The sequence below is a fragment of the Paenibacillus sp. FSL K6-4396 genome (genome assembly GCF_038002525.1).
Classification (GTDB): domain Bacteria; phylum Bacillota; class Bacilli; order Paenibacillales; family Paenibacillaceae; genus Paenibacillus; species Paenibacillus amylolyticus_B.
The window spans coordinates 4,836,479-4,861,938 of the sequence record NZ_JBBOCR010000001.1 but is presented as its reverse complement, the minus strand read 5'-3'; the positions used below and the strand labels follow the sequence as shown (position 1 = coordinate 4,861,938).

20 protein-coding genes are annotated in these 25,460 nt (G+C 46.0%); 13 read left to right on the top strand and 7 right to left on the bottom strand.

Annotated features, from left to right (window positions below):
- Nucleotides 1-110: 110 nt before the first annotated feature.
- On the top strand, nt 111-1,991 hold the full coding sequence (locus MHB85_RS21365; RefSeq protein WP_036674872.1) for a glucose PTS transporter subunit IIA: 1,881 nt from the start codon (nt 111-113) through the stop codon (nt 1,989-1,991).
- Nucleotides 1,988-3,748: a phosphoenolpyruvate--protein phosphotransferase gene (gene ptsP / locus MHB85_RS21360; protein ID WP_091014243.1), complete on the top strand. Its 1,761-nt coding sequence runs from the start codon at nt 1,988-1,990 to the stop codon at nt 3,746-3,748. The genes MHB85_RS21365 and ptsP overlap by 4 nt, the downstream gene beginning before the upstream one ends.
- Nucleotides 3,749-3,868: 120 nt before the next feature.
- On the opposite strand, the gene MHB85_RS21355 is transcribed toward ptsP, so the two are convergent.
- Nucleotides 3,869-4,393, bottom strand: coding sequence for a type 1 glutamine amidotransferase domain-containing protein (locus tag MHB85_RS21355; protein WP_341073662.1), 525 nt, complete (start codon nt 4,391-4,393; stop codon nt 3,869-3,871).
- Between the two features lie 276 nt (nt 4,394-4,669).
- Between MHB85_RS21355 and MHB85_RS21350 the strand changes: the two genes are divergently transcribed.
- From MHB85_RS21350 to MHB85_RS21335, 4 genes are all read left to right on the top strand, one after another.
- Nucleotides 4,670-5,083: a hypothetical protein gene (locus MHB85_RS21350; RefSeq protein ID WP_091014249.1), complete on the top strand. Its 414-nt coding sequence runs from the start codon at nt 4,670-4,672 to the stop codon at nt 5,081-5,083.
- A gap of 122 nt (nt 5,084-5,205) precedes the next feature.
- Nucleotides 5,206-5,553, top strand: a complete 348-nt coding sequence (gene ytxJ / locus MHB85_RS21345; RefSeq protein WP_341073661.1) for a bacillithiol system redox-active protein YtxJ — start codon at nt 5,206-5,208, stop codon at nt 5,551-5,553.
- A 92-nt stretch (nt 5,554-5,645) separates the two neighbouring features.
- On the top strand, nt 5,646-6,659 hold the full coding sequence (gene ccpA, locus MHB85_RS21340; protein ID WP_036614690.1) for a catabolite control protein A: 1,014 nt from the start codon (nt 5,646-5,648) through the stop codon (nt 6,657-6,659).
- A 119-nt stretch (nt 6,660-6,778) separates the two neighbouring features.
- The gene (locus MHB85_RS21335) at nt 6,779-7,474 is read left to right on the top strand and encodes a 5'-methylthioadenosine/adenosylhomocysteine nucleosidase (protein WP_091014256.1); all 696 of its coding nucleotides are present in this window, start codon (nt 6,779-6,781) and stop codon (nt 7,472-7,474) included.
- Between the two features lie 110 nt (nt 7,475-7,584).
- Here the strand turns inward: MHB85_RS21335 and MHB85_RS21330 are convergent, their stop codons facing one another.
- Complete coding sequence (locus tag MHB85_RS21330; protein ID WP_341073659.1) at nt 7,585-8,217, bottom strand: GNAT family N-acetyltransferase; 633 nt, start codon at nt 8,215-8,217, stop codon at nt 7,585-7,587.
- 295 nt (nt 8,218-8,512) lie between these two features.
- Between MHB85_RS21330 and acsA the strand changes: the two genes are divergently transcribed.
- Nucleotides 8,513-10,237, top strand: coding sequence for an acetate--CoA ligase (acsA, locus tag MHB85_RS21325; protein ID WP_091014261.1), 1,725 nt, complete (start codon nt 8,513-8,515; stop codon nt 10,235-10,237).
- 239 nt (nt 10,238-10,476) lie between these two features.
- On the opposite strand, the gene MHB85_RS21320 is transcribed toward acsA, so the two are convergent.
- From MHB85_RS21320 to rpsD, 3 genes are all read right to left on the bottom strand, one after another.
- Complete coding sequence (locus tag MHB85_RS21320; protein ID WP_091014264.1) at nt 10,477-13,572, bottom strand: transglycosylase domain-containing protein; 3,096 nt, start codon at nt 13,570-13,572, stop codon at nt 10,477-10,479.
- Between the two features lie 230 nt (nt 13,573-13,802).
- Nucleotides 13,803-15,908, bottom strand: a complete 2,106-nt coding sequence (locus tag MHB85_RS21315; RefSeq protein WP_091014268.1) for a methyl-accepting chemotaxis protein — start codon at nt 15,906-15,908, stop codon at nt 13,803-13,805.
- A gap of 186 nt (nt 15,909-16,094) precedes the next feature.
- Nucleotides 16,095-16,694, bottom strand: a complete 600-nt coding sequence (gene rpsD, locus MHB85_RS21310) for a 30S ribosomal protein S4 (RefSeq protein ID WP_076211410.1) — start codon at nt 16,692-16,694, stop codon at nt 16,095-16,097.
- 466 nt (nt 16,695-17,160) lie between these two features.
- On the opposite strand from rpsD, the gene MHB85_RS21305 reads away from it, so the two are divergent.
- The 5 genes from MHB85_RS21305 to MHB85_RS21285 all read left to right on the top strand — a co-directional run bounded on the left by MHB85_RS21305 (nt 17,161) and on the right by MHB85_RS21285 (nt 22,235).
- Complete coding sequence (locus tag MHB85_RS21305; RefSeq protein ID WP_091014271.1) at nt 17,161-19,152, top strand: sensor domain-containing diguanylate cyclase; 1,992 nt, start codon at nt 17,161-17,163, stop codon at nt 19,150-19,152.
- Between the two features lie 104 nt (nt 19,153-19,256).
- On the top strand, nt 19,257-20,147 hold the full coding sequence (locus tag MHB85_RS21300) for a hypothetical protein (protein WP_206759571.1): 891 nt from the start codon (nt 19,257-19,259) through the stop codon (nt 20,145-20,147).
- Between the two features lie 111 nt (nt 20,148-20,258).
- On the top strand, nt 20,259-21,374 hold the full coding sequence (locus tag MHB85_RS21295; protein ID WP_091014275.1) for an aminopeptidase: 1,116 nt from the start codon (nt 20,259-20,261) through the stop codon (nt 21,372-21,374).
- A 96-nt stretch (nt 21,375-21,470) separates the two neighbouring features.
- Entirely contained in the window at nt 21,471-21,716 is a 246-nt protein-coding gene (locus MHB85_RS21290; RefSeq protein WP_036614658.1) for an HPr family phosphocarrier protein, read from the top strand.
- 225 nt (nt 21,717-21,941) lie between these two features.
- On the top strand, nt 21,942-22,235 hold the full coding sequence (locus tag MHB85_RS21285; protein ID WP_017687426.1) for a YlaN family protein: 294 nt from the start codon (nt 21,942-21,944) through the stop codon (nt 22,233-22,235).
- A gap of 188 nt (nt 22,236-22,423) precedes the next feature.
- Here the strand turns inward: MHB85_RS21285 and cax are convergent, their stop codons facing one another.
- Nucleotides 22,424-23,494 (bottom strand): calcium/proton exchanger, encoded by a 1,071-nt coding sequence (gene cax, locus MHB85_RS21280; protein WP_036674882.1) that lies wholly within the window; start codon nt 23,492-23,494, stop codon nt 22,424-22,426.
- A gap of 183 nt (nt 23,495-23,677) precedes the next feature.
- Between cax and MHB85_RS21275 the strand changes: the two genes are divergently transcribed.
- Nucleotides 23,678-24,040, top strand: coding sequence for an Asp23/Gls24 family envelope stress response protein (locus MHB85_RS21275; protein WP_017687428.1), 363 nt, complete (start codon nt 23,678-23,680; stop codon nt 24,038-24,040).
- Between the two features lie 128 nt (nt 24,041-24,168).
- Here MHB85_RS21275 and ftsW read toward each other — a convergent pair whose 3' ends face one another.
- Entirely contained in the window at nt 24,169-25,458 is a 1,290-nt protein-coding gene (gene ftsW / locus MHB85_RS21270; protein ID WP_091014278.1) for a putative lipid II flippase FtsW, read from the bottom strand.
- Nucleotides 25,459-25,460 lie beyond the last annotated feature (2 nt).

Here is a 25,460-nt window from a genome sequence, read left to right as displayed (position 1 = left end):
TCTTTTTATTGTTTACTGTACAGCATGAATGCTTAACGAATTGGTTACTGTTTTGCTTTGACAAAACGTTGCGTAAAGCTTACCATCTAGGATAGAAAGGAGAGGTCGCCATGAATTGGCTCGGATCCTTGCAGCAGCTCGGACGAGCGGTAATGCTGCCTACAATGGTCCTGCCCGCCGCCGCAATTTTGCTCAGTGTTGGCAGTCTGCCTTGGGACGCCTGGGGATTGGATATTGTCGGTGAAGTGTCTACCGTGGCCGGACACGGTATTTTTTATTTCTTACCGTATCTGTTCGCTGTCGGTGTAGCACTGGGACTCTCCAACCAGGCCGGACAAGCGGGACTTGCTGCTCTGGCTGGTATCGTGATATATGATCAGGTGACTCGGAACTTTGGGGATGGCACTGTTCAGCCCGCTTCCTTAATCGGAATCATACTCGGCGCGCTTGCCGGTGGGATGCATAATCGGTTTAAAAGCATTAAACTGCCTGAAATTTTACAATTTTTTGGAGGTTCAAGGTTTGTTTTACTCATCGTCGGACTTTGTTCGGCATTGTTCTCCTGTTTTATGTTATGGCTCGCTCCGATCCTACAGCATGGATTGAATGGCATTGCTACTTGGGAATACAGTCTCGGGGGTTTTGGTCTGTTCATCTACGGAGTGTTATACAGGGTGCTGGTCGCTTTTGGGCTTCATCACCTGCTTAACAATGTGTTTTGGTTCCAGTTAGGGACGTTTGAAACGCCTGATGGTAACATTGTGCAAGGGGATTTGCCCCGATTTTTTGCAGGTGATCCAACGGCAGGATTCTTTATGGCGGGTTTGTTTCCCATCATGATGTTTGCCATTCCGGCAATAGCCTTTGCTATTATTCAGGAAGCCAGAGAAGATCTGAAACCAAAAATCAAGAAAACTTTTCTGACATCGGCACTCGTTTGTTTTCTAACCGGGGTATCGGAACAGATTGAGTTTGCTTTTTTGTTCGCGGCACCTTATCTGTTCATCGTGCATGCAGTGATGTCCGGCGTTGCCATGTGGATTAGTTACTGGCTTGATATCCGGCATGGATTTTCTTACTCCGCAGGTATTATTGATTACATACTCAATTTCCATCTATCGGAGAATGCTTGGAAACTCATTCCGATTGGCATACTATATGGGCTGGTTTATTACTTCCTGTTCAGATGGGCGATTCGTACGTTCAAGATTCCAACACCAGGACGTGAAGAGGGCTCCATGCTGGAAGATTGGGTAGGTAACATTCCTTATCAGGCACCTTTAATCCTCGAAGCATTGGGTGGGAAGAGTAACATTGTACAGGTTGAAGCTTGTATTACACGTCTTCGCCTGACTGTGCATGATGACCGCCTGATCGACACGGGTGCCATGAAGAGTATGGGGTCCGCTGGACTGATCAAGCTGGGTGGCGGTAATGTACAGGTGGTATTCGGTACCTACTCGGAATTGATTCGGGAAGAAATCGCGAAGCTGCTGGAAAGAGATCTGCAACAGGTTCTGTTCTGTGCCCCCGTTCAGGGCAAAATGCTCCCAATTGAAGAGGTGCCGGATCAGATCTTTGCAGCCAAGCTTGTCGGTGATGGTGTAGCCTTTGTTCCGGAAAAGGGAGAGCTGGTCTCACCCGTGTACGGAACGATTATGCACCTGTACCCGACCATGCATGCCTTGGGTATTTCTACCCGTGAGGGGCTTGAGGTGTTACTGCATATCGGCATCGATACCTCTCAGTTGAAAGGACATTTTGAAGCTTTTGTTCAGGAGGGCGATACGGTGGAGCCAGGGCAGTTGTTGATCAAGTTTGATCTGGCAGTACTCCGTGAGCAAGCGGCGTCACTGACAACACCAATGGTAATTACGAATCCGGATCGTGTAAAATCATGGAGTTTTGCTCCATTTAAGCAAGTTAAGAAAGGTCAGGCATCCGTTATGTCCGTGGTGCTCTATGACAGGAACGTTGGAGGGGTAGAATGAAGATACAAGGCATCAACGGAGCTGCAGGCATAGCCATCGGCAAAGCATTTGTCCTGCCCAGTTGGGAATGGGATTTGCCGGATCAGAAGATGGATTCGGTGGATCTCGCCCAAGAGTTCGAACGGTTGTATGAGGGCATACGGACATCAAAGGATGAGATCGAATATATCAAAAATGAGTTCAAGGAAGTTGTTGGTCCAGAGGAATCCAGTATCTTTGATGCACATCTGGCAATCCTGGAAGATCCGGTATTCATGAACGAAATTCGCGGTATTATTGAGCGTCAATATAAGGCAGCAGAAGTGGCGGTCAAAGAAGCCATAGACCATTTTGTCACGATGTTTGACTTGCTGGAAGACGAGTATATGAAGGAGCGGGCCATTGACATCAAGGATGTAGGGAACCGTCTGCTCAAGCATTTGCTCGGTGCACCGGAGATTACACTTCCTTCGGATACCCAGCCGTATGTACTCGTCGCCAAAGAACTGTCGCCATCTCAACTGGCGCATCTGAATCCCACCCATGTACTAGGCATTGTGACCTTGATTGGCGGGAAAACATCACATTCTGCGATTATGGCTCGTGCCCTTGGCATTCCTCTCGTTTCCGGTCTGGAAGCGAGTCTTGGCATGCCAGTAGAGACAGGGGATATGCTTGTGGTGGATGGTGACAATGGCTTGGTATTTACGGACCCGGATCGCAAGACAATTGAACGGTATACCATGCTTCGCAGCAAACAACTGAAGAAAAAGGAACAACTTCAAGTTCTTGCTACCGTGGATGCCGTAACCAAAGATGGGGCCGTTTTGCACTTGGCTTCCAATATCAGTTCGGTGAAGGAATTGGACCTTGCTTTGAAACAAGGAGCCAAAGGGGTAGGCTTGTTCCGAACAGAGTTTTTGTATATGGACCGTGCTACGTTCCCGGGTGAGCAAGAACAGTATGAGGTGTACCGCCTTGTGGCAGAGAAAACAGCAGGACAATCCGTTGTTATTCGTACACTGGATATCGGTGGTGACAAGCAACTCGATTACTTTGAACTGCCGGAGGAAGACAATCCGTTTCTGGGATACCGTGCCATTCGGATTAGTCTGGACCGCAAGGATTTGTTCAAAACACAGCTTACAGCCATTCTGCGTGCCAGCGCTGCCGGAAATGTCAAAATCATGTACCCGATGATTTCTTCGGTGGAAGAACTTCAACAGGCCAATGAGATTCTCCGTGAGGCGATGTCCGATCTGGACGAGCGGGGATTATCATACGACCCTCACATTCAGGTGGGGATCATGATTGAAGTTCCTGCAGCGGTGATGATTGCTGATCTGCTCGCAGAGGAAGCTGATTTCTTCAGTATTGGTACGAACGATCTGGTTCAATATGTACTGGCAGTAGATCGAATGAATGAGCAGATCGCTCATATGTATCACCCTTATCATCCGGCTGTTCTGCGGATGCTTCGTGCCACAGCGGATGCGGCGCATACGGCCGGAATTGATGTCAGTGTGTGCGGTGAGATGGCAGGGGACGAGCGTGCCATTCCACTTTGGCTGGAGCTTGGCATTCGCCACTTGAGTATGTCTCCGCAATCCCTGTTACGTGTGAAGCACAGAGTGTTGAACACAACAGCATCGGACGCCAAAGAAGAAGCGCGAAAGTGCTTCGCCCTGCGGACCAGCGGAGATATTGAGGAGCGATTGCAAGTTTTTAATGACTCCACAGGAAGTCCAGACGAACAAAGTGGTTCGAACGCATCGTAATTAGGATAACTGGATATAAATACCTTTAAGTTAATATATTTACATTTGTGATAATTATTTATTGGAAACCTTGTTATATAAAATAACCCCACTGTGAATGAGAGCACAGTGGGGTTATTTTTACTTGTCAGCGAGTGCATCACAGAATGCTTTGCCATAAGGTGGAAGGTCAGGCGGGCGACGAGCTGAGATGATATGTCCATCAACAACAACGGCTTCATCTTTCCAGATGGCACCTGCATTTTCCATGTCATCCCGAATGCCTGGTGTAGAGGTTACTGTAACCCCGTCCAGAATTTTGGCAGAAATCAGCACCCAGCCCGCATGACAGATCTGTCCAATCGGTTTCCGAACTGCATTCATTTCCTTCACAAGCTCGAGTACTTTGGGATAACGACGCAGCTTGTCTGGCGCCCAGCCGCCTGGCACGAGAATGCCATCGTAATCTGAACTATCGAGTTCATCGAAACTGTATTCGGCTTCAGCAGGCACACCATATTTGCCAATATAGGTTTTTCCTTTTTTCTCTCCAGCAAGATGCACTTCTGCACCTTCTTCACGAACACGATGCACAGGGTACCACAATTCCAAATCCTCGAATTCTTCATCGACTAGAGCGATGACTTTTTTACCAGTTAATCTCATGTCCATCTCTCCTTTTTGCGGTGATTAGGTCTGTTGCGTCTTTAATTGTAACAGATTCTCCAAGGGACTTCATGGAAGTGCATATTCAGTTTGGAGGAAGCGATTACAAGTCAGTAACTGCCTGCATTCGACAACCTTCATCTGGAGGGAGTGGTAATTTGTGCAACCTTTCGTTTATAGCAGGATTTGAGCCGAAATAGGTCGAATGGTACTTATATAGAGCATAGAACGAATGAGGTGATGGTGGTGCGCAAGTCGTGCAGATGTGGACATGTAATGGAGTTGGAATTAAGAACAGTGGTATACGCCAAAAAAGTGGAGATTCGAAACGTACCCGTATTTGCGTGTACAGACTGTGTATCATATGAAGTGCTTCCGCCGGTCAAGCCGGACTTAACAGAATGCATTAACACATTGGGTGAACAGCCCGTGAAACAAGATGTATCTTTTGGTGAACGTAATGAACTGGCAGACCTGTTTCATGAGTTACTGCTGGCCTGGCCGGATGCAACCGATCGGGAGATGGAATATCGAATGCAGCAAGCAGTAGAGGAGCGTATCAATTTGTTGCTGGACATTATGGGCTACGCAACGAAGTCTGGTGATACAGCGTGGATTGAGACCACGGAGCGCAGATTAAGTCAATTATCCGGATTTGTGTGGCAGGAGTACTTCTCAAATGCTGTCTAATTTTGACGTGTAAAATGCTTGTTTTCATGAAAATTGGCTTTTTCGCGTACTTTTTGTTAAGATATCGAAGAGTGAAAACGCTCAACATAGCGGTATTCCTGGTAAAGGGGGATGTATATCTAATGGCTGACATGACTAAAATGACAAGTATTGAACAGCTAAACTCCGCAGTGGAGGCTACCAAGGATCAACCTTTGCTTCTGTTTAAGCATAGCACGCGCTGTCCGATCAGCTCAAACGCTTATCAGGAGATGAACGATTATTTGCATAACCATGCCAATGAACAAGTGAAATACGGCATCATCTATGTTGTGGAAGATCGCCCAGTATCCAATGAAGCAGCAGATAAGCTGGGTGTTAAGCACGAATCTCCACAGGCGATCCTGATTAAAAAGGGAATTCCTGTATGGCATACTTCCCATTCAGATATTACTAGAACCACACTTACGAATGTTTTGAGTGAGTCCTAAAGCCTATTTTAATTGATTAATGCAAAAATTTGTCGTAATATAAATCTTAATGAAAATGGTATGAAAATTTACTGGTAATGGAGAGAAGTACTGTGACGGTAACCATTTATGATGTGGCACGTGAAGCTGGAGTGTCTATGGCAACGGTATCACGGGTAGTTAATAATAACCCTAATGTCAAACCGCAAACGCGGAAAAAAGTATATGAAGCGATCGAACGGTTGGGATATCGTCCGAATGCGGTAGCCAGAGGTCTGGCAAGCAAGAAGACAACCACGGTCGGGGTCGTTATTCCAGATATTTCGAACTCAACCTTCGCGGAGATTGCCCGCGGAATTGAAGATATTGCGAATATGTATCACTACAATATTATTTTGTGTAATGCAGATAAGAAGAAAGAAAAAGAAATTCGTGTTATTAACACGTTGCTCGAAAAGCAAGTAGACGGACTGCTCTTCATGGGTGGAACAGTAACGGACGAACACATTCAGGCGTTCCAGTCTGCGGCTGTGCCGATCGTACTTTGTGCAACGAGTGATGAGAAGGGCACATTCCCTTCGGTGGATATTGACCATGAGGCGGCTGCGTTTGACGCGGTAAACACCCTGATTCGTCATGGACACAAGGAAATTGCGATGATCAGTGGTACACTGCAAGATCCGGCGAATGGATATGCCCGTTTCCAAGGATACAAAAAAGCACTGGAAGCAGCGGGGATTGAATACCAGGAGGATCTTGTTCGAATCGGTAATTATCGGTATGAATCCGGTGTGGAAGCAATGAAATATTTCCTTGGACTCAAGAAAAAACCATCAGCTATCTTTGCTGCTACAGATGAAATGGCCATTGGTGCCATTCACAGCATTCAGGATGACGGTCTGAAAGTACCGGATGACTTCTCCATTATTAGTGTGGATAACATCCGTATGGCTTCCATGGTGCGTCCTCAGTTGACAACAGTGGCTCAGCCAATGTACGACCTTGGCGCAGTAGCGATGCGTTTGCTGACCAAGTTGATGAAGAAAGAAAATGTAGAGAACCCACGGGTTATTTTGCCGCATGAAACGATTCTTCGTCTGTCTGTAAGTCACGCAGATGTAGTTTAATCGGGATTATATACAGTAAGGGAGAAGTCATTCTCTCTACATAGTGGATATGCGAAAGCTCCGGAGACGGAGCTTTTGTGCTGAATGAGGTTAAAAGTGAAAACAGGAGGTATCGGAAGATGCGTGAAACGATTGGGATTATCGGAGCGATGGATGAGGAAGTCGAACTTTTGCTGGCAGGTATGAAGCAGCTTGAGACGGTTAAACAAACCGGCATTACATACGTTGCAGGCGAGTGGCTGGGCAAGCACATTGTCGTGTGCAAATCAGGCGTAGGTAAAGTAAATGCAGCGGTTACGACGCAGATCTTGATTGATCGTTTTCAGGTTAATCGGATTATCTTCACAGGTGTTGCGGGTGCAGTTAACCCCGATCTGAACATCGGAGATATGGTTATATCGTCTGTATGTGTTCAGCACGACATGGATGTAACGCCACTGGGGTTCGCACGCGGGGTTATCCCTTACCAGGAAACATCTGCATTCCCTGCCGAGGCTTCGCTTATTACACTGGCTGAAGAAGCATGTAAAGCTCAGGGAGCCAATTATCTGATCGGTAAAGTGTTATCTGGAGACCAATTTATTGCAAATAAAGATACGGTTAATATGTTATATACTGAGATGGACGGTGCATGTGCGGAGATGGAAGGGGCTGCAGTTGCTCAGGTCTGTTACATGAATCGAGTACCGTTTGTTGTCCTGCGTGGGATGTCAGATAAAGCGGATGGTTCGGCGCATGTCAATTTTGCTGAATTTACCGTGGAATCTTCCCAGCGTTCACACCGTATTGTGGAGCATATGTTAGAAAATATGTAATGGGAGTAACTTGAAAAACCGCCTTTCGATTAGCTGTTCCATGAGGTATGGAGCAACGCTGCGAGAGGCGGTTTTTGTTATGTATTTCGTTTTTCGAACAGATCATCGAATTAGTACATGAATCGATAGCGAAAGCGTACACGATCAAACTGTTCTTCTGATGTGATCGGCACCTGACTTCCGATTCGCACCATCAAACAGTTCGCAGGATGTGAACTGATTTCGGGGTCGTCTGTTGCATACCAGGTCATGTCGATCGTTTCCATAAGCCTCTCCATCATTTTACGATAATCCCATACGTTTAGTCCACTGCCCTTCAGATCCCAATGCCAATAATATTCTGTGGTGAAAATAATGTAATTCTCCATGTATTTATCTTCCAGAGCCGTAAGCAACATTTCACGTCCAATGCCAAGCGAGCGATAGTCGTCCGCAACCTCGATTGCTCCAAGCTCAATCAGATCAGTCATGTTGCCCTCGGACCATCGTTCACAATCATCTGCATAGTGAAAGGTTACATAACCGATAATCGTTTCATTTTCATGTGCAATGATAATTCGCCCTTCAGGTAATGCTGCGATCTCGGCCAGAGCTTCCTGCTGCTCCGTTGGGCGCCGAAAGGCATCCAGATCCGGATGGAAGGCAAGACGTGTTATCTCCTCGGCCTGCACGGGGCCTTCAACAGTAATTCGGTGGCCGGACTTGAAGATGGAACGCATATGATGTTCTTTGATATGTTCCATGGTTCATGCTCCTCTCTCTCCTACTTATAGAGGTTGTTCAAAAGGTCCGTTATAGCAAAAATCCAAAAAATTGAAAAGCCATAGACGACAATTGAAAAGATTTGCTATAATTGCGTAGACAAAAAATGTTCACAATTCAATACAGTATAGTTAACATCTGTTTGGCCGAGCAAGTACATGATGAGAAGTTCTCTCTACTAATGTAAGCGCTAACTGGAAGTTCAGTCAACACAAAGGCAATGAGAATTGACCCCTGACGGGAATCGAAATGTCGAGTTGAAGGAGGCTGGCAAGCATGAGTCAAGCACATGGTGAGATGCTGCAAACGGTTGTGTCTGAATCTAATCTGGGCGATTACACGGAGGCGAGAAGCCGGTTCGATTGGGAATCGGTGGAAAGGCACTTTACGTGGCACGCCAGCGGAAAAGTTAACATGGCGCATGAAGCGATTGATCGTCATGTACTGGAAGGAAGGGGCGGAAAAACCGCTTTATTGTATAGCGATGCTTCACGTGAAGAGTCCTATACTTTCGCTGATCTGAGTGAACAGTCGAGTCGGTTCGGGAACGTTCTCCGCAAATATGGTATAGCCAAAGGGGAACGGGTGTTTATTTTTATGCCTCGAAGCCCTGAGCTGTATTTTAGTCTTCTGGGCATATTGAAAGCTGGAGCCATCGCGGGCCCTTTGTTCGAAGCTTTTATGGAAACGGCTGTGAAGGATCGGCTGGAGGATAGCGGAGCAGTAGCACTCGTCACCACTCCGGAATTACTGAAACGGATCAAACGTTCCGAATTGCCCGAACTCAAACATATATTTATTGTGGGTGGGGGCGCGCAGACTGAAGAAGGACTCATCGATTTTGATGCAGAGATGTCTGCCGCTTCGGATGAGATGGAGGTAGAGTGGCTAAATCGTGAGGATGGTTTGCTTATTCATTATACCTCAGGCTCTACGGGGAAACCCAAAGGGGTATACCATGTTCAAAATGCCATGATTCAGCACTATTATACAGGTAAGGTTGTTCTGGATTTACGTGAGGATGATGTGTACTGGTGCACTGCTGACCCTGGCTGGGTGACAGGCACTTCTTACGGTATCTTTGCTCCATGGCTCAACGGAGTGACCAATGTGATACGGGGTGGTCGTTTCAGTCCTCAAGATTGGTACAGCACCATCCAGAAGAACAAAGTCACGATCTGGTACAGTGCACCAACGGCCTTCCGTATGCTGATGGGAGCGGGAGAAGAGACCATTGCCCAGCATGATCTGAGAAGTCTGCGTCATGTCATGTCTGTCGGTGAACCGCTCAATCCGGAGGTTGTTCGTTGGGGGTGGAAAGCCTATGGTCAGCGAATTCATGATACATGGTGGATGACGGAAACAGGTGCACAGCTGATCTGTAACTATCCCGGAATGCCGATCAAGCCTGGCTCCATGGGACGTCCGTTACCTGGAATCGAAGCAGCGATTATTGATGATCGCGGGCAGGAATTGCCGCCGTACAGTATGGGTAATCTGGCCATACGGGCACCATGGCCATCCATGATGGCGAAGATCTGGAATAACCCTGCGAAATACGAGGAGTATTTCAGGCTTACGGGCTGGTATGTATCCGGTGACTCCGCTTATATGGATGAAGAAGGATATTTCTGGTTCCAGGGACGGATTGATGATGTGATTAATTCGTCAGGCGAGCGTATCGGCCCCTTTGAGGTGGAGAGCAAGCTCGTGGAGCATCCTGCGGTAGCAGAGGCGGGTGTAATCGGTAAGCCGGATGTGACACGTGGGGAGATCATCAAGGCCTTTGTGGCGCTTCGTGAAGGATATGAGGCGACACCGGAGCTGAAAGAAGAGATCTATCGTTTTGTCAAAGAGGGCCTGTCTGCCCACGCTGCTCCGCGTGAGATTGAGTTTAAGGATAAACTGCCCAAGACACGTTCCGGCAAGATCATGCGCCGTGTGCTGAAGGCCTGGGAGCTTGATCTGCCAACAGGAGATCTATCCACCATTGAAGACTAACACGACAGTGCAAGGATCATCAATGTGTCGGTATCGATGGTAATACAACTGGCTGTGGGGAGAGATTAATACTCTACGAGAAGTCAATCCGGTGACTCTACCCATTAAAATGGATTGTAAAAGCCTGTTTTATGCCAATGGCATGAAGCAGGCTTTTTGGCTGCTGTAAATACAAATAAAAAGCCGCACACTCAGATACAGTCTGAGGATGCGGCTTGTTTTGGAACGCTATGTCTGAATCAGGGTTGAAAATGTATGGCTGCAGAAGGTTCGGATTCACCCGCACTGTTGCTGGCAGATACCTTAAACCATCCACTGGTCGATGCGGGTACTCCATAATCCATGGTATTTCCCGCTGTTGTTCCAATTTTGGTGTAAGGAGCCGAGCCTGTTTCACTGTAATATACAGTATAACTATCTGCGTTTGGACTGGATGCCCATTGAATACGCAGTCCTTGAGTGAGGGCGGATACGCTGACTTGACCAGGTGTGCCTGGAGCTGTCGTTGTTGTATTATCGGTCTGCGTTTCTCCCGGGGTAATGACTGTACCCGGAACTTCAATCGGTTCATCAATCTCTTCTTCCACAGGAGGAGCTACACCAGCACTATTTACTGTAGCGCTAGGAGCAGACTCCCTGCCGGCAACATCCACTGCCGTTACATAGAAGGCGAAGTTGCCGCCTTGCGCTGCATATGCAGAGAATGATCTGGATTCACCGACCAAGACAACCTGACCCTGGTTCTGGAATCCTCCACCGTTTACAGAACGGTACAGACGATAACCCACGACATCATTTTCAGGTGTGGAATTAAATGTAATGACAGCTCGGTCACCTGAGGTTGAGATGCGTACGTTACCTGGTGCATCAGGAGCTTTGCCATTATCTGTCCTTGGATCAATCTGTGTTGGCATGTCTGCACCAGCATCTTCAGGAAGATAATAAGCAAGTGACTCATGTCGACTCATACGTGAGAATGCATTTTGCAATTCTTTGATGAGATCCGAGATTGGTTTTTTACGCTTGATTACTGTTTTTTCCTTCAACATGTCCGAAGGTGTTCCGTCACGTGGAATATAGTTTACACCATTGTAAGTAATGTACTTGGCTTTGGCTACACCGTCATCGCTATCCTTCGGAACAAACTTGCTGTTGAAAATATCCGTAACAAATTTGTCAGTCATGGATGTTGGTAACTTGCCACTGTATGCCGACACCGTGCGCGTTTCGATGCCAGATGGTTTTTTGAACGAATCCGTGACAAACAGATCTTTTTGCGTATCGATCACTTCGTTCAGTATTTTCGACCACAGTTGCTGCGCACGTTTTCTCTGTGATTTACTTTCCAGCGTGTTCACTGGCTGTTTGTATCCAACCCACACGCCAAGTGTGACATCTGGTGTATAACCTTCAAACCAGACATCTGCGTAGTTTTGAGTGGAACCCGTTTTACCTACAATCGGCACACTCTTCGAATATTTGTAATTCTCACGTACTTTATCTGCCGTTCCTTCTGTAATAACGGTCCGCAGCATATCGGTCATCAGGTATGCTGTCTGCTCCGAGAAGGCTTGGACAGGTTCAGTATCGTGTTTATAAACGATGTTTCCTTTGGAATCTACAATTTTGCTAATCATGTAAGAATCGTTATATACACCATTATTGGCGATGGCGCCATAGGCACTGGTTAATTCTTCAACGGTTACACCGTATTGGAGACCTCCGAGAACACCTGTCTGAGCCTGATAGTCTTCCTTCTGAATGGTGGTAATCCCCAGTTTCTTGGAGAAGGTCCAAGCCTTCTCGATCCCTACTTCTTCATTAAACAACTTCAGAGCCGGTATATTAAGAGAATAGTTCAGTGCTCTGCGGGCAGTGACCAGTCCCTGATACCGGTTGTTGGCATTCTTGGCAATGTGGTAGCCGCTCGGACCATTTTTGAGAATGATCGGTGAGTCATCAATAATAGAAGCAGGTTGGACAAGACCTTCATCCAGAGCTGGCAGATAAGCTGCAATAGGTTTCATCGTTGAACCTGGCTGACGTATCATCTGCGTTGCGTAGTTCATCTGTTCATCCTGGAAATCCCGTCCCTCAATCATGCCCAGAATAGCACCGGTTTTGTGATTAATCAGCATGGCAGCAGTTTGTTCTTTTCCTTTGACAGGATCATCTGCTGAGAAATTGCTGTCATCTTCCGCAATGGTACGCATCGTTTTGTAGATACTTTTGTTGATGGTCGTGTATATACGATATCCACCTGTCCGCAGTTGCGTCTGAGCTTCCTCTAATAATGCACTGCTTTCCTTCTGAGGTGTGTCTGCATCCGTATCTTTGTCAGTAGATTCAGCTGTGTCGGAATTCAACTGTTTCATCAAAATCTGTGCAGCTTGTCGTTCCGTTTCCATCATAAGATATGGATAAGTGTTGTAAGCCTTGATGGTCTTCGGAGCAAGTGAGCTTTTGATATCAAAAGCAAGAGCTTTGTCATACTCGGACTGATTGATCTTGCCCAGTTCAAGCATACGGCGCAGTACCAGATGCTGACGGTTGATTGCGCGGTCAAAATTCTCCTCTACAAAATCACCTTTACCGTTAAAAGCGGAGTAAGAGGAGGGGAGTTGTGGCAATCCAGCAAGATAAGCAGCTTGAGCAATGTTGATTTTTTCCAGATCGTTAATATTGAACAATCCTTTGGCGGCCGCCTTGATTCCGTAAACGTTGTATCCGCTGGAACCATTACCAAAAGGAACTTTGTTCAGATAGGCTGTCATGATCTCGTCTTTGGTCAGGAAACGTTCGAGTCGGAGTGAGAGCAAAATTTCTTTCACTTTCCGATCTTCCGTGCGATCCAGATTCAAAAACACACGACGCGCCAATTGCTGAGTCAGTGTACTACCGCCGGTTTGTACTGATTCTTTCAGCACTTTCTGTTTCACGGCACGTAGTGTTCCGCTCATGTCTACACCTTTATGTTCGTAAAAATGATTGTCTTCAATCGAAATGACAGCATCAATAACCTTTTGTGGGATCTGGTCTGTAGTGACCGGACGCCTGTCTTCTTCCGTACGTAATTGACCGATCGGACTGCCGTCGGCAAAGTAAGCAAAGCCTGTGATGGAGTTTTCGCTGACTTTTTGTTCAATCAGGGCCCTTGAACGGACAGGCTCGTCTTTCACAATGGAACTGACGTATCCCATCAAAGCACCGCCTACAAATAGTGCCCCCATAAATCCAAGGACAACCATCCATTTGACGAAACTTCCCAGTCTGCGGGCAAAACTGCGTTTGCGTACAGGCTGTTCATCGGGCTTTTTCTTATTAACATCAACCATTCAGTGTCTTCCTCCTTTTAACAGCACTTATTATAGCATAAAAAGGCGGGTTTGCATGCCTGAGAAATACAAGTAATGGTCGAAATTTGCCATTCTGCCATGCATTATGCTATATATCATGCGATATTGAAGCACATTTCATGAGTTGTAAGCCAAAATAAGCAGGCCACCTCCATGCTGAGGTTCACAGGGGTGGCCTGAATGACTTGTCGTTTTGGAGGTCTTCTACATTAGGTTTTGAAGCGTTGAATCAGTTCTAATAGCTCCTGCGTAAGATTAGCCAGTGAGGCAGATGCCGCCGTAATCTCTTCCATGGATGCGAGTTGTTCTTCAGAGGCAGAGGCAACACGAGTTGCATGATCTGCTGTCTCATGACCAATGGTTTTGAGTTGCACTAACGTGGCATCAACCTGCTGTGATCCAGCTGACATCTGCTGTGCAATAGCTGAGACATGTTCAATCTGCTCATTAACATCTGTAATCTGTGATGAAATGGAGAGGAATAGTTCACCACTTTCATTAATCACTTCCGCTATATGGCTCACCTCGGCATTCCCATGTCCCATATTTTCAACGAGAGAAAGGACCTCTTGCTGAACGCTATGAATTAACGCTGCAATCTGCGCTGCTGATACTCTGGATTGTTCCGCCAGATTACGAATCTCGGAAGCAACAACACCGAACCCGCGCCCGTGTTCACCTGCTCGCGATGCTTCAATGGAAGCATTAAGTGCAAGTAGGTTGGTTTGACGGCTAACTTCTGTGATCATGCCTGTAATATGGCCAATCTCTTCCGAACGTTGGCGGAAATTCTCCAGTGCGGTCATCGACGTCTGCACAGAAGAAGTGGCACTATCGACCATACGCATAGCGGACTGAATCTTATCCGTTCCGATGGTTGTTCGTTCGGCCACAGTTCGCGATGAATCGGATACATCGGAGGCGGCCTTTGCAATTCTTCCGATCCCTGCAGATATTTCATTCATGGAACGGGAGGACTCTTGCAGCTCCTGCACCTGTTTACCTGCTTTATCTGCAAGTTCGACTCCTGTTAATGCAATCAGTTCGGCTGCTTTACCTGTTTCTTCGGCACCTGCGGTCAACTGTTGAGAGGTGGAGCCGACAGATAAAGCATGTTCGGATATAACCGATATGGTATGTCGCAATGTATCCATCATCTGATTCATATGACCCGCCATGATGCCAAATTCATCTTTGGATCGTACAGGTAACTTTTGTGTCAAATCTCCACCAGCCAGCTGTCCAGCGACGATATTAACTTGATTCAACTGCCTTACAATGGAGACGATGGTGTAGGTAACCACACCTGCAAGCATAAGCACTGCCAGTGCCGCAATCAGTATGGACCAGTTCAAGCTGTCATAGAAAGGTTGAAGGATATGGCTCTTTGGCAGCGCCGATACAAGGTACCAGTTTGAATCCGTTCCTTGTAACCTGGCGGGCTCGGCAATAAACAGTTCTTCACCTAATTCAGGGTCCGTAGCGTAAAACTGAGATTCGCCAGACTGTATACGCTGAATGACTGTCTTCATTTCAGATGGAATTACGGCACCTTCATTAGCCAGTTCCGGTTTGGAGCCGTGTGCAGCAATCTGTCCTTCACTAGTAATAAGCATGGCATAACCCTGATCCGGATTAAGTGATGCTATATTTTGCTGAAAACGATCAATGGTAAAGTCGGCCCCAACAATGCCCAGAAAATTTTTGTTTTCATCTAATAGAGGGAGGACAATCGAAACGAGCAGTGTTTCTTTACCACCAACCGTATAGGTAACAGGCTCGGACCAATAGATGGATTTGGTTTTCTTTGGCTGCTGATAGTAAGTACTGGTTTCACCGCTTCCCTCATAAGTAGGCATAGGCTCAAAATGCAGGGAGTTGCCATCACGTATAACGTATGGAACGAATCGCCCCGTACCATCATCATATTCTTTTTTGTTGATGTGCTCCGCATCGTTTCCATCAAAGGCATTTGGTTCCCAGCCCGTATAAAAGCCAAAAACTTTCTCGTCCTTCTTCAGATATTGTTCAAGGAGTCTGACGACTTCTTCACGGTTGAGTGATCCGTTCTGAGCGGCATCCAATAACGTGGTACTCATGGTGTCCAACGTGTTTTTAACCTGATTAATGTCAGTCATAAACTCATTCGTAGCCCGGTTTGCTGCCTGTCCAGCAACGGTTTCGCCGTACTGGAGGCTTTTGTCGTAAATGGATTTGGTATTAAATGCAATCAGGGCTCCAATACAACAGAGTAATACGATCCCGAGTAAAAGTCCAAGCTTAACAGCGAGCTTGCGATTGCGAAAAAAATGCATGTTTAATCCCCCTCGATGTCATTCTTGTGATGTATATATGGATGTGTGCTTCTCCTGAAGGGAGTCTATATTTTATATCGTTATTTACGTTCCTATAATGAAGATAATTAAAAAAAGCATAGAAAAACAGCTGCCGAGAAAATCTCGACAGCTGTTTGGATTGAAACTTTAATGTGATTGCAACGATTAACGGTTGTAGAACTCGACGATTTGTTTTTCATCGATGTCTTGGGACAATTCAGCACGCTCAGGCAAGCGGATGAATTTACCTTCTACAGCTGCTTCGTTGTATTCAACGTATGCTGGAAGATGCGAACGGCCTTCCAAAGCTTCTTTAATGGAAGAAAGAGCGCGGCTCTTCTCACGCAAGCCGATTACATCACCAGTGCTTACTTGGTAAGAAGCGATATCGACTTTTTTGCCGTTTACAGTTACGTGACCGTGTGCTACCAACTGACGCGCTCCAGCGCGGGAGTTAGCAAACCCAAGGCGGTAAACGAGGTTGTCAAGGCGGCACTCAAGCAAGAACATGAAGTTCTCACCGGCAATACCTTGCATTTTTTGAGCTTTAGAGAACAGTGTGCGGAATTGCTTCTCGCCCAAACCGTACATGTGGCGCAATTTTTGTTTTTCTTGCAATTGCATACCGTAGTTGCTCATTTTTCTGCGTTGGTTAGCTCCGTGCTGACCTGGAGGGAAAGGGCGTTTCAATTCTTTGCCTGTTCCGCTAAGGGAAATGCCGAGGCGACGGCTCAATTTAAATTTAGGACCAGTGTAACGTGCCATGTTTAAAGTAGCTCCTTTTTAGTTAAAGTTCATATTAGGGCTCTGTTTGCGCTCCAATTTGTTGATGCGGGCTTGGCCTCGCATAGAACGATCAGGAAAGTTCAGCCGCTGTCCTGAAAGCAACAAAAAGAATGAGGGTGACACAACCGGTAATGCCCAAATTTAAAGACCCATTTAGTAGTCTTCATCAACAATTTATATTACAGTTTAAGAGAAACAAAGTCAAGCGCAGAATAAAAGCAAAAAAACGTCTAAATTTGTCGATAGGTCATTGGGCCTAAAATAATGGGACAATTTTCTGAAATATGGATGCAAAAAAGGTTTAAACAGAGTAAAATAGATTGTATCTTAACTTTAAATCATCTTTATGTAACAAGGTTATCGCAACGGATTTGCAGGTTTGCGATAACGTCTGCAGATTAATGCATCCTGGTGGATGCAAAAACGGTGCAAAGGAGCGCCTGACATGTTAGAACATCTAAGAAGTTTACCTGCCAGCTTGAATTCAAGAAGTTCGGGCGATTCCGCATCTTTTGCAGCTCCTCGTTCTCATGATGAGCATGTGTTGTGGATGCAAAAAATGGATATCACACCTTTTGATTTTTCATATTTGGGCGGCTTGCTAGAGCAGGCATACAGTGACTGGAACTCCAGAGTGGGTTCAATGCTGGCCAGACCATCAACCTTTTACAGCGTGTGGAACACAGAAGGTGATTGCATAGGATACGATAGCGATCATGAAGCTGATCCGGGCGTAAATGCACGCAGGCTGGTATTGGAATGTTTGGATAAGAGACAGGTCCTGTCCCTTAAAGGGACAAGCGAACACGGAGAATATCTTATAATAACACATCCCTTATTCTCCAGAACTAACAAGGATATGTTTGCCGTATTCACTGCTGTGATCTATGAATCCAATGGATATGAAACGTCTGAAGCTGTGGTTCAATCTGAGGCATTGCATTATCACACCTGCTTTTACCGAAGATTCGAATACATATTTATGACGGACCTGTTACATGCTCATGAACAAACAGCCCGTGAGGAACACCGGAGGTCCATCCTCTTTCAGATTGTTCAGAGAATGCATGACAAAATGGATGTCGAGGCCATATTGGATGAGGTATTTGACAGTATGGATTACTTGTACCCGGCCACTTATATCGAATTGTATATGTCTCAGGATCAGAGCAACTCTGATCCACGGATTAAACCGTTGCTTGTCCACGAGCGAGGAGAAGATATTTGTGTGCGTTCTTTTATGGAAGGTAAGCTGATTGTTGCTCGCTCACATGATGCAGAGAACCGCATTGTAGATGTAGGGATTCCGCTGAAAGGCAAACAAGGCATATACGGTGTGTTCCATATCGAAATGAATGAAGAGATTATGGAAGAATCGGACTTGCAATTGATTACGATGATGGTAGACACTGCCGGAACGGCCTTTGAGAACGCCAAGTTGCATGAACAATCCAATATGTTAATTCAGGAACTCCGTTTAATTAATGATCTTACACAGCGGTTGAACAAGAGCCTCCATCTTTCGGAGATTTATCAATTATCCGAGCAAGAGTTAAAGGAAATATTCCAGGCTGAAACGTGTTGCATTCTTCAACTCAATGACAGTACCAATGACTTTGAAGTGATGTCATCTAACGTGAAAGATGTTTTTCACCAATCCTTTTCTGTAGACTACGGTATCGCAGGCTTGATCTATCGAACAGAGGAACCGCTTATTATAGTCAATTATGCGCAATATGATAAAGTGTCCTCCTTTTTCATGGAAGATACGGGGTCCATGTCACTTATTGCATCACCGATCAGAGTTAATGGTGAAGTGAAGGGTGCCATTTTGTTGGGACATAGTAGAGAGCATTACTTTTCATATGATAACTATCGGCTCTTGCAGATGTTATCCATTCATATCGGGCTTGCCCTGTCAAATGCCACGCTGCATGCCGAGGTTCGGCGCTTGGCTAATCTGGATATGTTGACAGGTCTGTATGTGAGGCATTATCTGGATAGTGTAATTCACGAGCGACAGGCTCATGAATTCTGTGGCTCCCTCATAGTGGTGGATATTGATCAGTTCAAACAGGTGAATGACACATTCGGACACCAGACGGGGGATCAAGTATTGAAGCAAGTGAGTGAGATCGTCACGAGCTCTGTTCGCTCGGAGGATGTCTGTGCCAGATGGGGTGGAGAAGAACTGGCGATCTATATGCCACAGGTGAGTGTAAGGCAGGCGTTAGATTATGCGGAAGTGATTCGAAAGAGAGTCGAAGAAGAGACCAGACCGCCCGTTACGGTATCCAGTGGCATCGCAGAGTGGAATTGGATGGATGAAAAGGTCAGTGTAGAGTCCTTGTTTTATCGGGCTGATATGGCTTTGTACAGCGCCAAGAATGGTGGTCGGAACAGAATCGTTGTAGAGGAACAGAATGTAACACGTTAAGAGAGAACAATTCCAATTGCGGAGTCGTTCTCTTTTTTTTTTGTGCATGGGAGAATCAAGTTGTGTGTAGAAGGAAGTATAAGCGTATACGGGCGGGGCAATCTATGGAGAAAGTTCACGGAAGGATGAAGATAGACATGTTTAACCGCCATTCGGTACGTACATTATGGTTATTTGTGAGCATCGTGATTATTGGTGTTCCGGGTTGTGGATTAATCCAGCGAGATCAAACGCCTGAAGAGGTTTTTTCCTTGGCTTTATCGGGGATAGCGGGAAAAGAAACGTTGAGTTTTGAAGGAGAGGCAGGACTTCGACGGGAGAACAGTGGGCTGTTCGAGAATCAGTTCAAGTTTGAAGGCAAGCTGGAGAATCATGATCGTCTGACCCTTCAGACCCGATTACCTGGAGAAGTAACTGCTGTGGGGACAGGCATTCAAACAACTGCCGTAAAAAATAATGGACAGCCCAGTGGGTTTAGCGCCTCTTTCGAGCGGAAACAAGGGCAATGGATGGCATTGTCAGCGCAGCATGAGCCGCTGCGTGGGTCTCTTTCTCGTTTTAACCCAATTGCCCAATTGGAGAAGATCGATGGGATGCACAAAACCATCCAATCGGAGTATGGCGCTGGTCGTCGAACCAGAACATTACGGATTGAACTTGCACCGGAAGACGCTAAATCATGGGCTGTAACCCAGCTAAACGACGAGATGAACGCCATTCGGGCAGAATATATGCATAAGGCAGCTTCGGTGAAAGGGGCGCGTAAGGAGAAGCTTGAGAAGGATCTGGAGAAAGTTTGGAAACAGGGTGAAACAACGATGCAACAGATGATGAAACAAGCGAGCGTGCAGACGGTATATCATCTCACGGTAGATCGGAAGAGCAGTCTGCCTCTTCGTTTATCCTCTGAAAGTCAGATGAGTTACACGGACAACAACCGTAAAAGTAACAAAGAAGCCCTTGTCACCGATGTAAACTTCAAGTCATATCAATAAACGAAGTGAGGGACTGCCTGCTGACGGGATGACTGTTCGCGTGCTACAATAGTATCGTAATTTACCGTTGTTCAATTTAAGTATGGCAGATGACAGGAGGATTTTACCAAGATGAAAGACCCAAGAATTCAAAAGCTTGCAGCAAACCTGGTAGGCTATTCAGTAGATGTTCAGCCTGGTGAAAATGTATTGGTTGAAATGATTGGATCGGAACGTGAACTGATTAACGCCATTATTGAAGAGGTAGGAAAAAAAGGTGGTAACGTCTTTGTACAGTTGACTGATAAAACCGTACAGCGTGCGATGCTGAAAAATGCCACAGAAGAAATGATGAAAACATGGGCAGAGATTGATCTGAACCGGATGAAACAGATGGATTGTTATATCGGTATTCGTGCGGGAGAAAATGTGAATGATCTGTCCGATGTGCCGGAAGAAAAAATGAAAATGTACAATTCATTATACTCCCACCCGGTACATAGCGAACAACGTGTCAAACATACGAAATGGGTTGTACTTCGTTACCCTAACGCAAGTATGGCGCAACTCGCCAATACTAGTACAGAAGCGTTCGAAGATTTCTACTTCGACGTATGTAATCTGGATTACGCCAAAATGGATAAAGCGCAGGACTCGCTCGCTAACCTGATGAAGCGGACAGACAAAGTTCGTATCACCGGACCTGGAACAGAGCTGAGCTTCTCCATTAAAGATATCGGTGCAGAGAAATGTTCTGGCCAAAAGAATATCCCGGATGGCGAAGTGTACAGTGCCCCTGTGCGTAATTCCGTGAACGGAACAATTAGTTATAACTCGCCAACCCTGTACAATGGAGTGACTTTTGAAAATATCAAGTTCACGTTCAAGGATGGCAAAATTGTTGAAGCAACAAGCAACGACACAGAGCGTTTGAATGAAATTTTGAATTCGGATGAGGGTGCTCGTCATATTGGTGAATTCGCGATTGGATTTAACCCGCATATTCTGCATCCGATGAAAGATATCCTGTTCGATGAAAAAATCGCAGGCAGCTTGCACTTTACGCCAGGTCAGGCATACGAAGAAACGGACAATGGCAACCGCTCGTCCATCCACTGGGATCTGGTGTTAATCCAGCGTCCGGATTATGGCGGCGGGGAGATTTATTTTGACGATGTGCTGATTCGTAAAGACGGTATCTTTGTTATTCCTGAGCTGGAATGCTTGAATCCGGACCGTTTGAAGTAGGAACAGGATTTTGCTGTTGCTAGGAAAGCGGATTCACGGTATCATGTAGTGGTAATTAATAGATGATACCAATCGTAAAAAGACGGAGGGATTCCTATGTCGAGTAATAACGCGGCTGTAGTAGAAATTGCTCAAACAGCAGGCAAGTTTACTTCTTCAATCGTGCTTCATTCGGAGAACAAGTATATCGATGTGAAAAGTATTCTCGGATTGTTTACAACGCTGATCAGCACGCACAGCTATGAACTGCATGTTCATGGTCCAGATGCAGTTGAAGCGAAAGCAGCCATGTCAGAAGTATTTGCCAAGCATGGACTGAATGTAAGCATCGCATCTGAGTAATAGCTCTCAAGAAGCACCTTTGCCTTTTTTGGCAGGGGTGTTTTTTGGCATGGAATGATCTGAATACTCGTCTGGACGTGGCTGGAACAGGTGGATTAAGCTTCAACAAAAGGCTTAACTTTGCGGGCTTATTTTGGTCAGGTTCTTGTATTAGCTCTTCATTTCGTCTAATATTAGAGGTAGAACGTCTTTACGCGATTTTTGGGACATAGGGGGGAAAAATGCATGACTTCATCTGATCTGCAGGACCAGCTGAATTTGAAAGCGATCAGTCTTCTTCAAGAAGATGCAGATAAAATACAGAAGCTTATTGAAGTACAGATGGAGAATCTGGCTACCCGCTACTGCCCTCTCTATGAGGAAGTATTGGATACACAGATGTATGGGTTCTCCAAGGAAGTTGATTTTGCTGTTCGTGCAGGGCTCCTTCCAGAAGGTGCAGGTAAGCAGCTGGTTAGCGCGCTTGAGCGGAATTTGGCAATTTTATATGAAGCCTTGAACAAGAAGAATGAGCAATAGCCTGCAAATGCGCGGGTCAGAATAGAAGGCATGCAGGCGTTTATGCATGCTTTTTTTGTGCGTCTGAACGGGACTGGAATGCAAGCCCAGCCGGAAGGCGTATACAAACAAAGAGACAGCACCGAATGTAAATTCGGACTGCCTCTTGCGGCTTGTTTATTTTTAATGATGGCTACGTGAGGGCATGGTTACACCAGGAAGAAGGAAACACCGAGTATGATATATACCACGAGCAGGAGTAAACCTTCGTACCAATTCGTTGAACCATCTTGGGTAATGGACTTTGCAATAAATACGGATACGCCGATGGCGACCAACTCAATCGTTGTAAATACGATGTCCATGGTTCTGCCTGTGAAGTAGCTGACAAAAATCAGTACAGGAGCAACGAAGAGTGCGATCTGCAAGCTGCTGCCAACCGCAATTTCAACGGCGGCTCCTATTTTATTTTTCATGGCAAGCATGATGGCTGCACTGTGTTCGGCCGCATTACCGATGATGGCCACAAGGAATGCACCGACAAACAGTTCGCTAAGTCCAAATTCCGAAGTGAAGACTTCAAGCGTGCCCACCAGCCATTCACTGACGAAAGCAACCATGACTGTTGCGAGCACCAGGTAGAGAATAGATTTTTTCTTGGACCACGCCGGAGCATGCTCATGAGGTAGCTCTTCATCGCGATCCTCAGTGACGTCTGCAAGGTAGTTCTTATGTGTCACCATGGAGAATAGCAACCACGCAATATACGCGAGGATGAGCAACCCGGCCACGATGAGACTAAGTGTATTGGTGTCTTTCTGTGTAATGGAATGTGTATTGAGAAAGACTGCCGGAATAAACAGGGCAATGATGGCAACAATCATCAGGGAACCATTCAGACCTGCGAGTGAAACATTATAATTCTGGATTTTGAACTTGAGTCCTCCGGCAAAAATACTTAACCCGAGCACTAACAGCAGATTTCCGATGATGGAACCTGTCAGACTTGCTTTGACCATGTCGAACAGTCCCTCTTTGACGAGGAAAATGGCGATGATCAATTCGGCGGCATTGCCGAAGGTCGCATTCAAGAATCCACCCAACCGCTGTCCGGCGTAGTGGGCCACATTTTCGGTGGCTTTGCCTAAAAAACCGGCCACAAAAATAACCGAAATGGCTGATATCACGAACTGTAGAATCGAATCCCATTTCAAGTAGTGGGCGATGGCACTGAGTGCAAAGAACGCAATCAGCAAAATGGATGAAATCCGGTTTCTCACAACAAACACCTCGGTTATAAATTATTTTGTTTTGAATTGCATTGTAAATCGCTTATGAGATTATTTTCATATTTCAATATAACCAAATGGTGGTAGGTTGTAAACGCATCTTTTTGAGTTTAATTTGCTTTTTGGGGTGGAAAGGATTTAAAATACGAGTAACGAAGTGAAGGAGGATGTGGCATGGCAGAACAACTTCAACTGGAGAGCGGAAACATCCGGATTGCCGATGACGTGGTTGCAAAAATTGCCGGAATGGCTGCAATGGAAACACCCGGAATTGCCGCAATGTCTGGAGGATTGTCAGAGGGCTGGGCGAAGCGACTCAGCGGTAAAAACGTACAGAAAGGCGTGAGCGTTGAGGTCGGCCAGCTGGAAGCAGCCATTGACCTGCGCATCATCGTCCTGTACGAAACCCCGATTCATGAAGTTTCCCGTATGCTTCAGCAGAATGTAAGAGAAGCGGTAGAGACCATGACCGGATTACGCGTGGTTGAAGTCAATGTAAAGGTAGAAGGCGTATCTTTCAAAGGCGACGATCTGTAGAAATCGCAATCCGCAATGGAGGACAGAGCCATATTGACCTGTTCTTCATCTTGATGGACAGAATAGTACCGAGTACACAGAAAAAGGCTGCGCATCCATTAGGTGCACAGCCTTTTTGGTGTTGTTCTTTATCGAATCCGGCGGATGGACTCCCGTGAACGAAGAGCAGGAGAGGTACGAGTCTGTGTCTGTACAGTTACGGACTTCGTTTTCTCTTCCTTGATCACGTCCAGATTGTTGGTGCGTGAGATACTGAGCAGAATGCCCATGGCAACCATCATCACAAAGAGTGAGGTACCCCCATAACTGATAAACGGAAGCGTGACCCCCGTCACCGGAATGGTCTGAGTTACACCACCAATGTTGATAAATGCCTGAATCGCGATTAGTCCCATGATACCTATGCCGACCAATGTTCCGAATGGATCGGGACAGCGGAGAGAGACAATAATTCCTCGCCAGATAAAGTACAGGTAAACAAGCAGGAATAATGCACTTCCGATGAATCCAAGTTCTTCCCCAATTACGGAGAAAATAAAGTCATTATACGCATTTGGCAAATAGTGCAGCTTCATCGTACCTTGTCCAATCCCGGAACCTGTCATGCCGCCATCACCAATGGCAACAAGAGAACGGTAGAGGTTAAGACTTCCGCCATTAATATCGGATAATGGATTCAGGAAAGCTTGAATACGTCCGATCTTGTAGTTCTGCTCCGCAGTGACTGCTGTTGTAGCGGTTGTTGTGTCGGAAGGAGACATGGAAGAAAACAGAGAATTCGCTCCGAACGCCAGTGCCCCACCGAGTACAACCAGGAGAATGGAACCCAGGATATGTTTCATACTGGCTCCACCGGCATAGATCAAGAGACCACAGGTGGACACCAGGATAAAGGTGGTACCGAAGTCTGGTTGCAGCATAATCAGTCCTGCGATGAATCCAACGATGAACAAGACGGGAAAATACCCTGTCTTGAAAACCCTGAATTTCTCACCTTTTTTGGTAATAAGAGCAGAGAGATAGAGAATGATAGCAATTTTCGCGAACTCTGCAGGCTGAAGACTAAAACCGAAAATGTGAATCCAGCTTCGTGCACCGTTCAATACTGCACCTGAGATCAAAACAATCACCAGCATGACCGTAGTGAGCAGGAAAAAGGGTGCATAGAGCTTTTTGTACTTGTTGAAGCGGATATTCATGGCAAAAAACATGCCAAATAGACCGATAATCGCCCACATAAGTTGTTTTTTCGTGAAGTAAAGGGCATCATTGTTAAATTTATCGCTTGCGATTGCAATGCTGGAACTGGAGCTGAATACCATCACCAGTCCAAAGCCCACCAACAATAAAGTGAGGATTAGCAGTTGAAAATCCGGCGTGCCTCTCTTCGTTTTCGTTTGGGCCGTTTGTTGTTTCATCG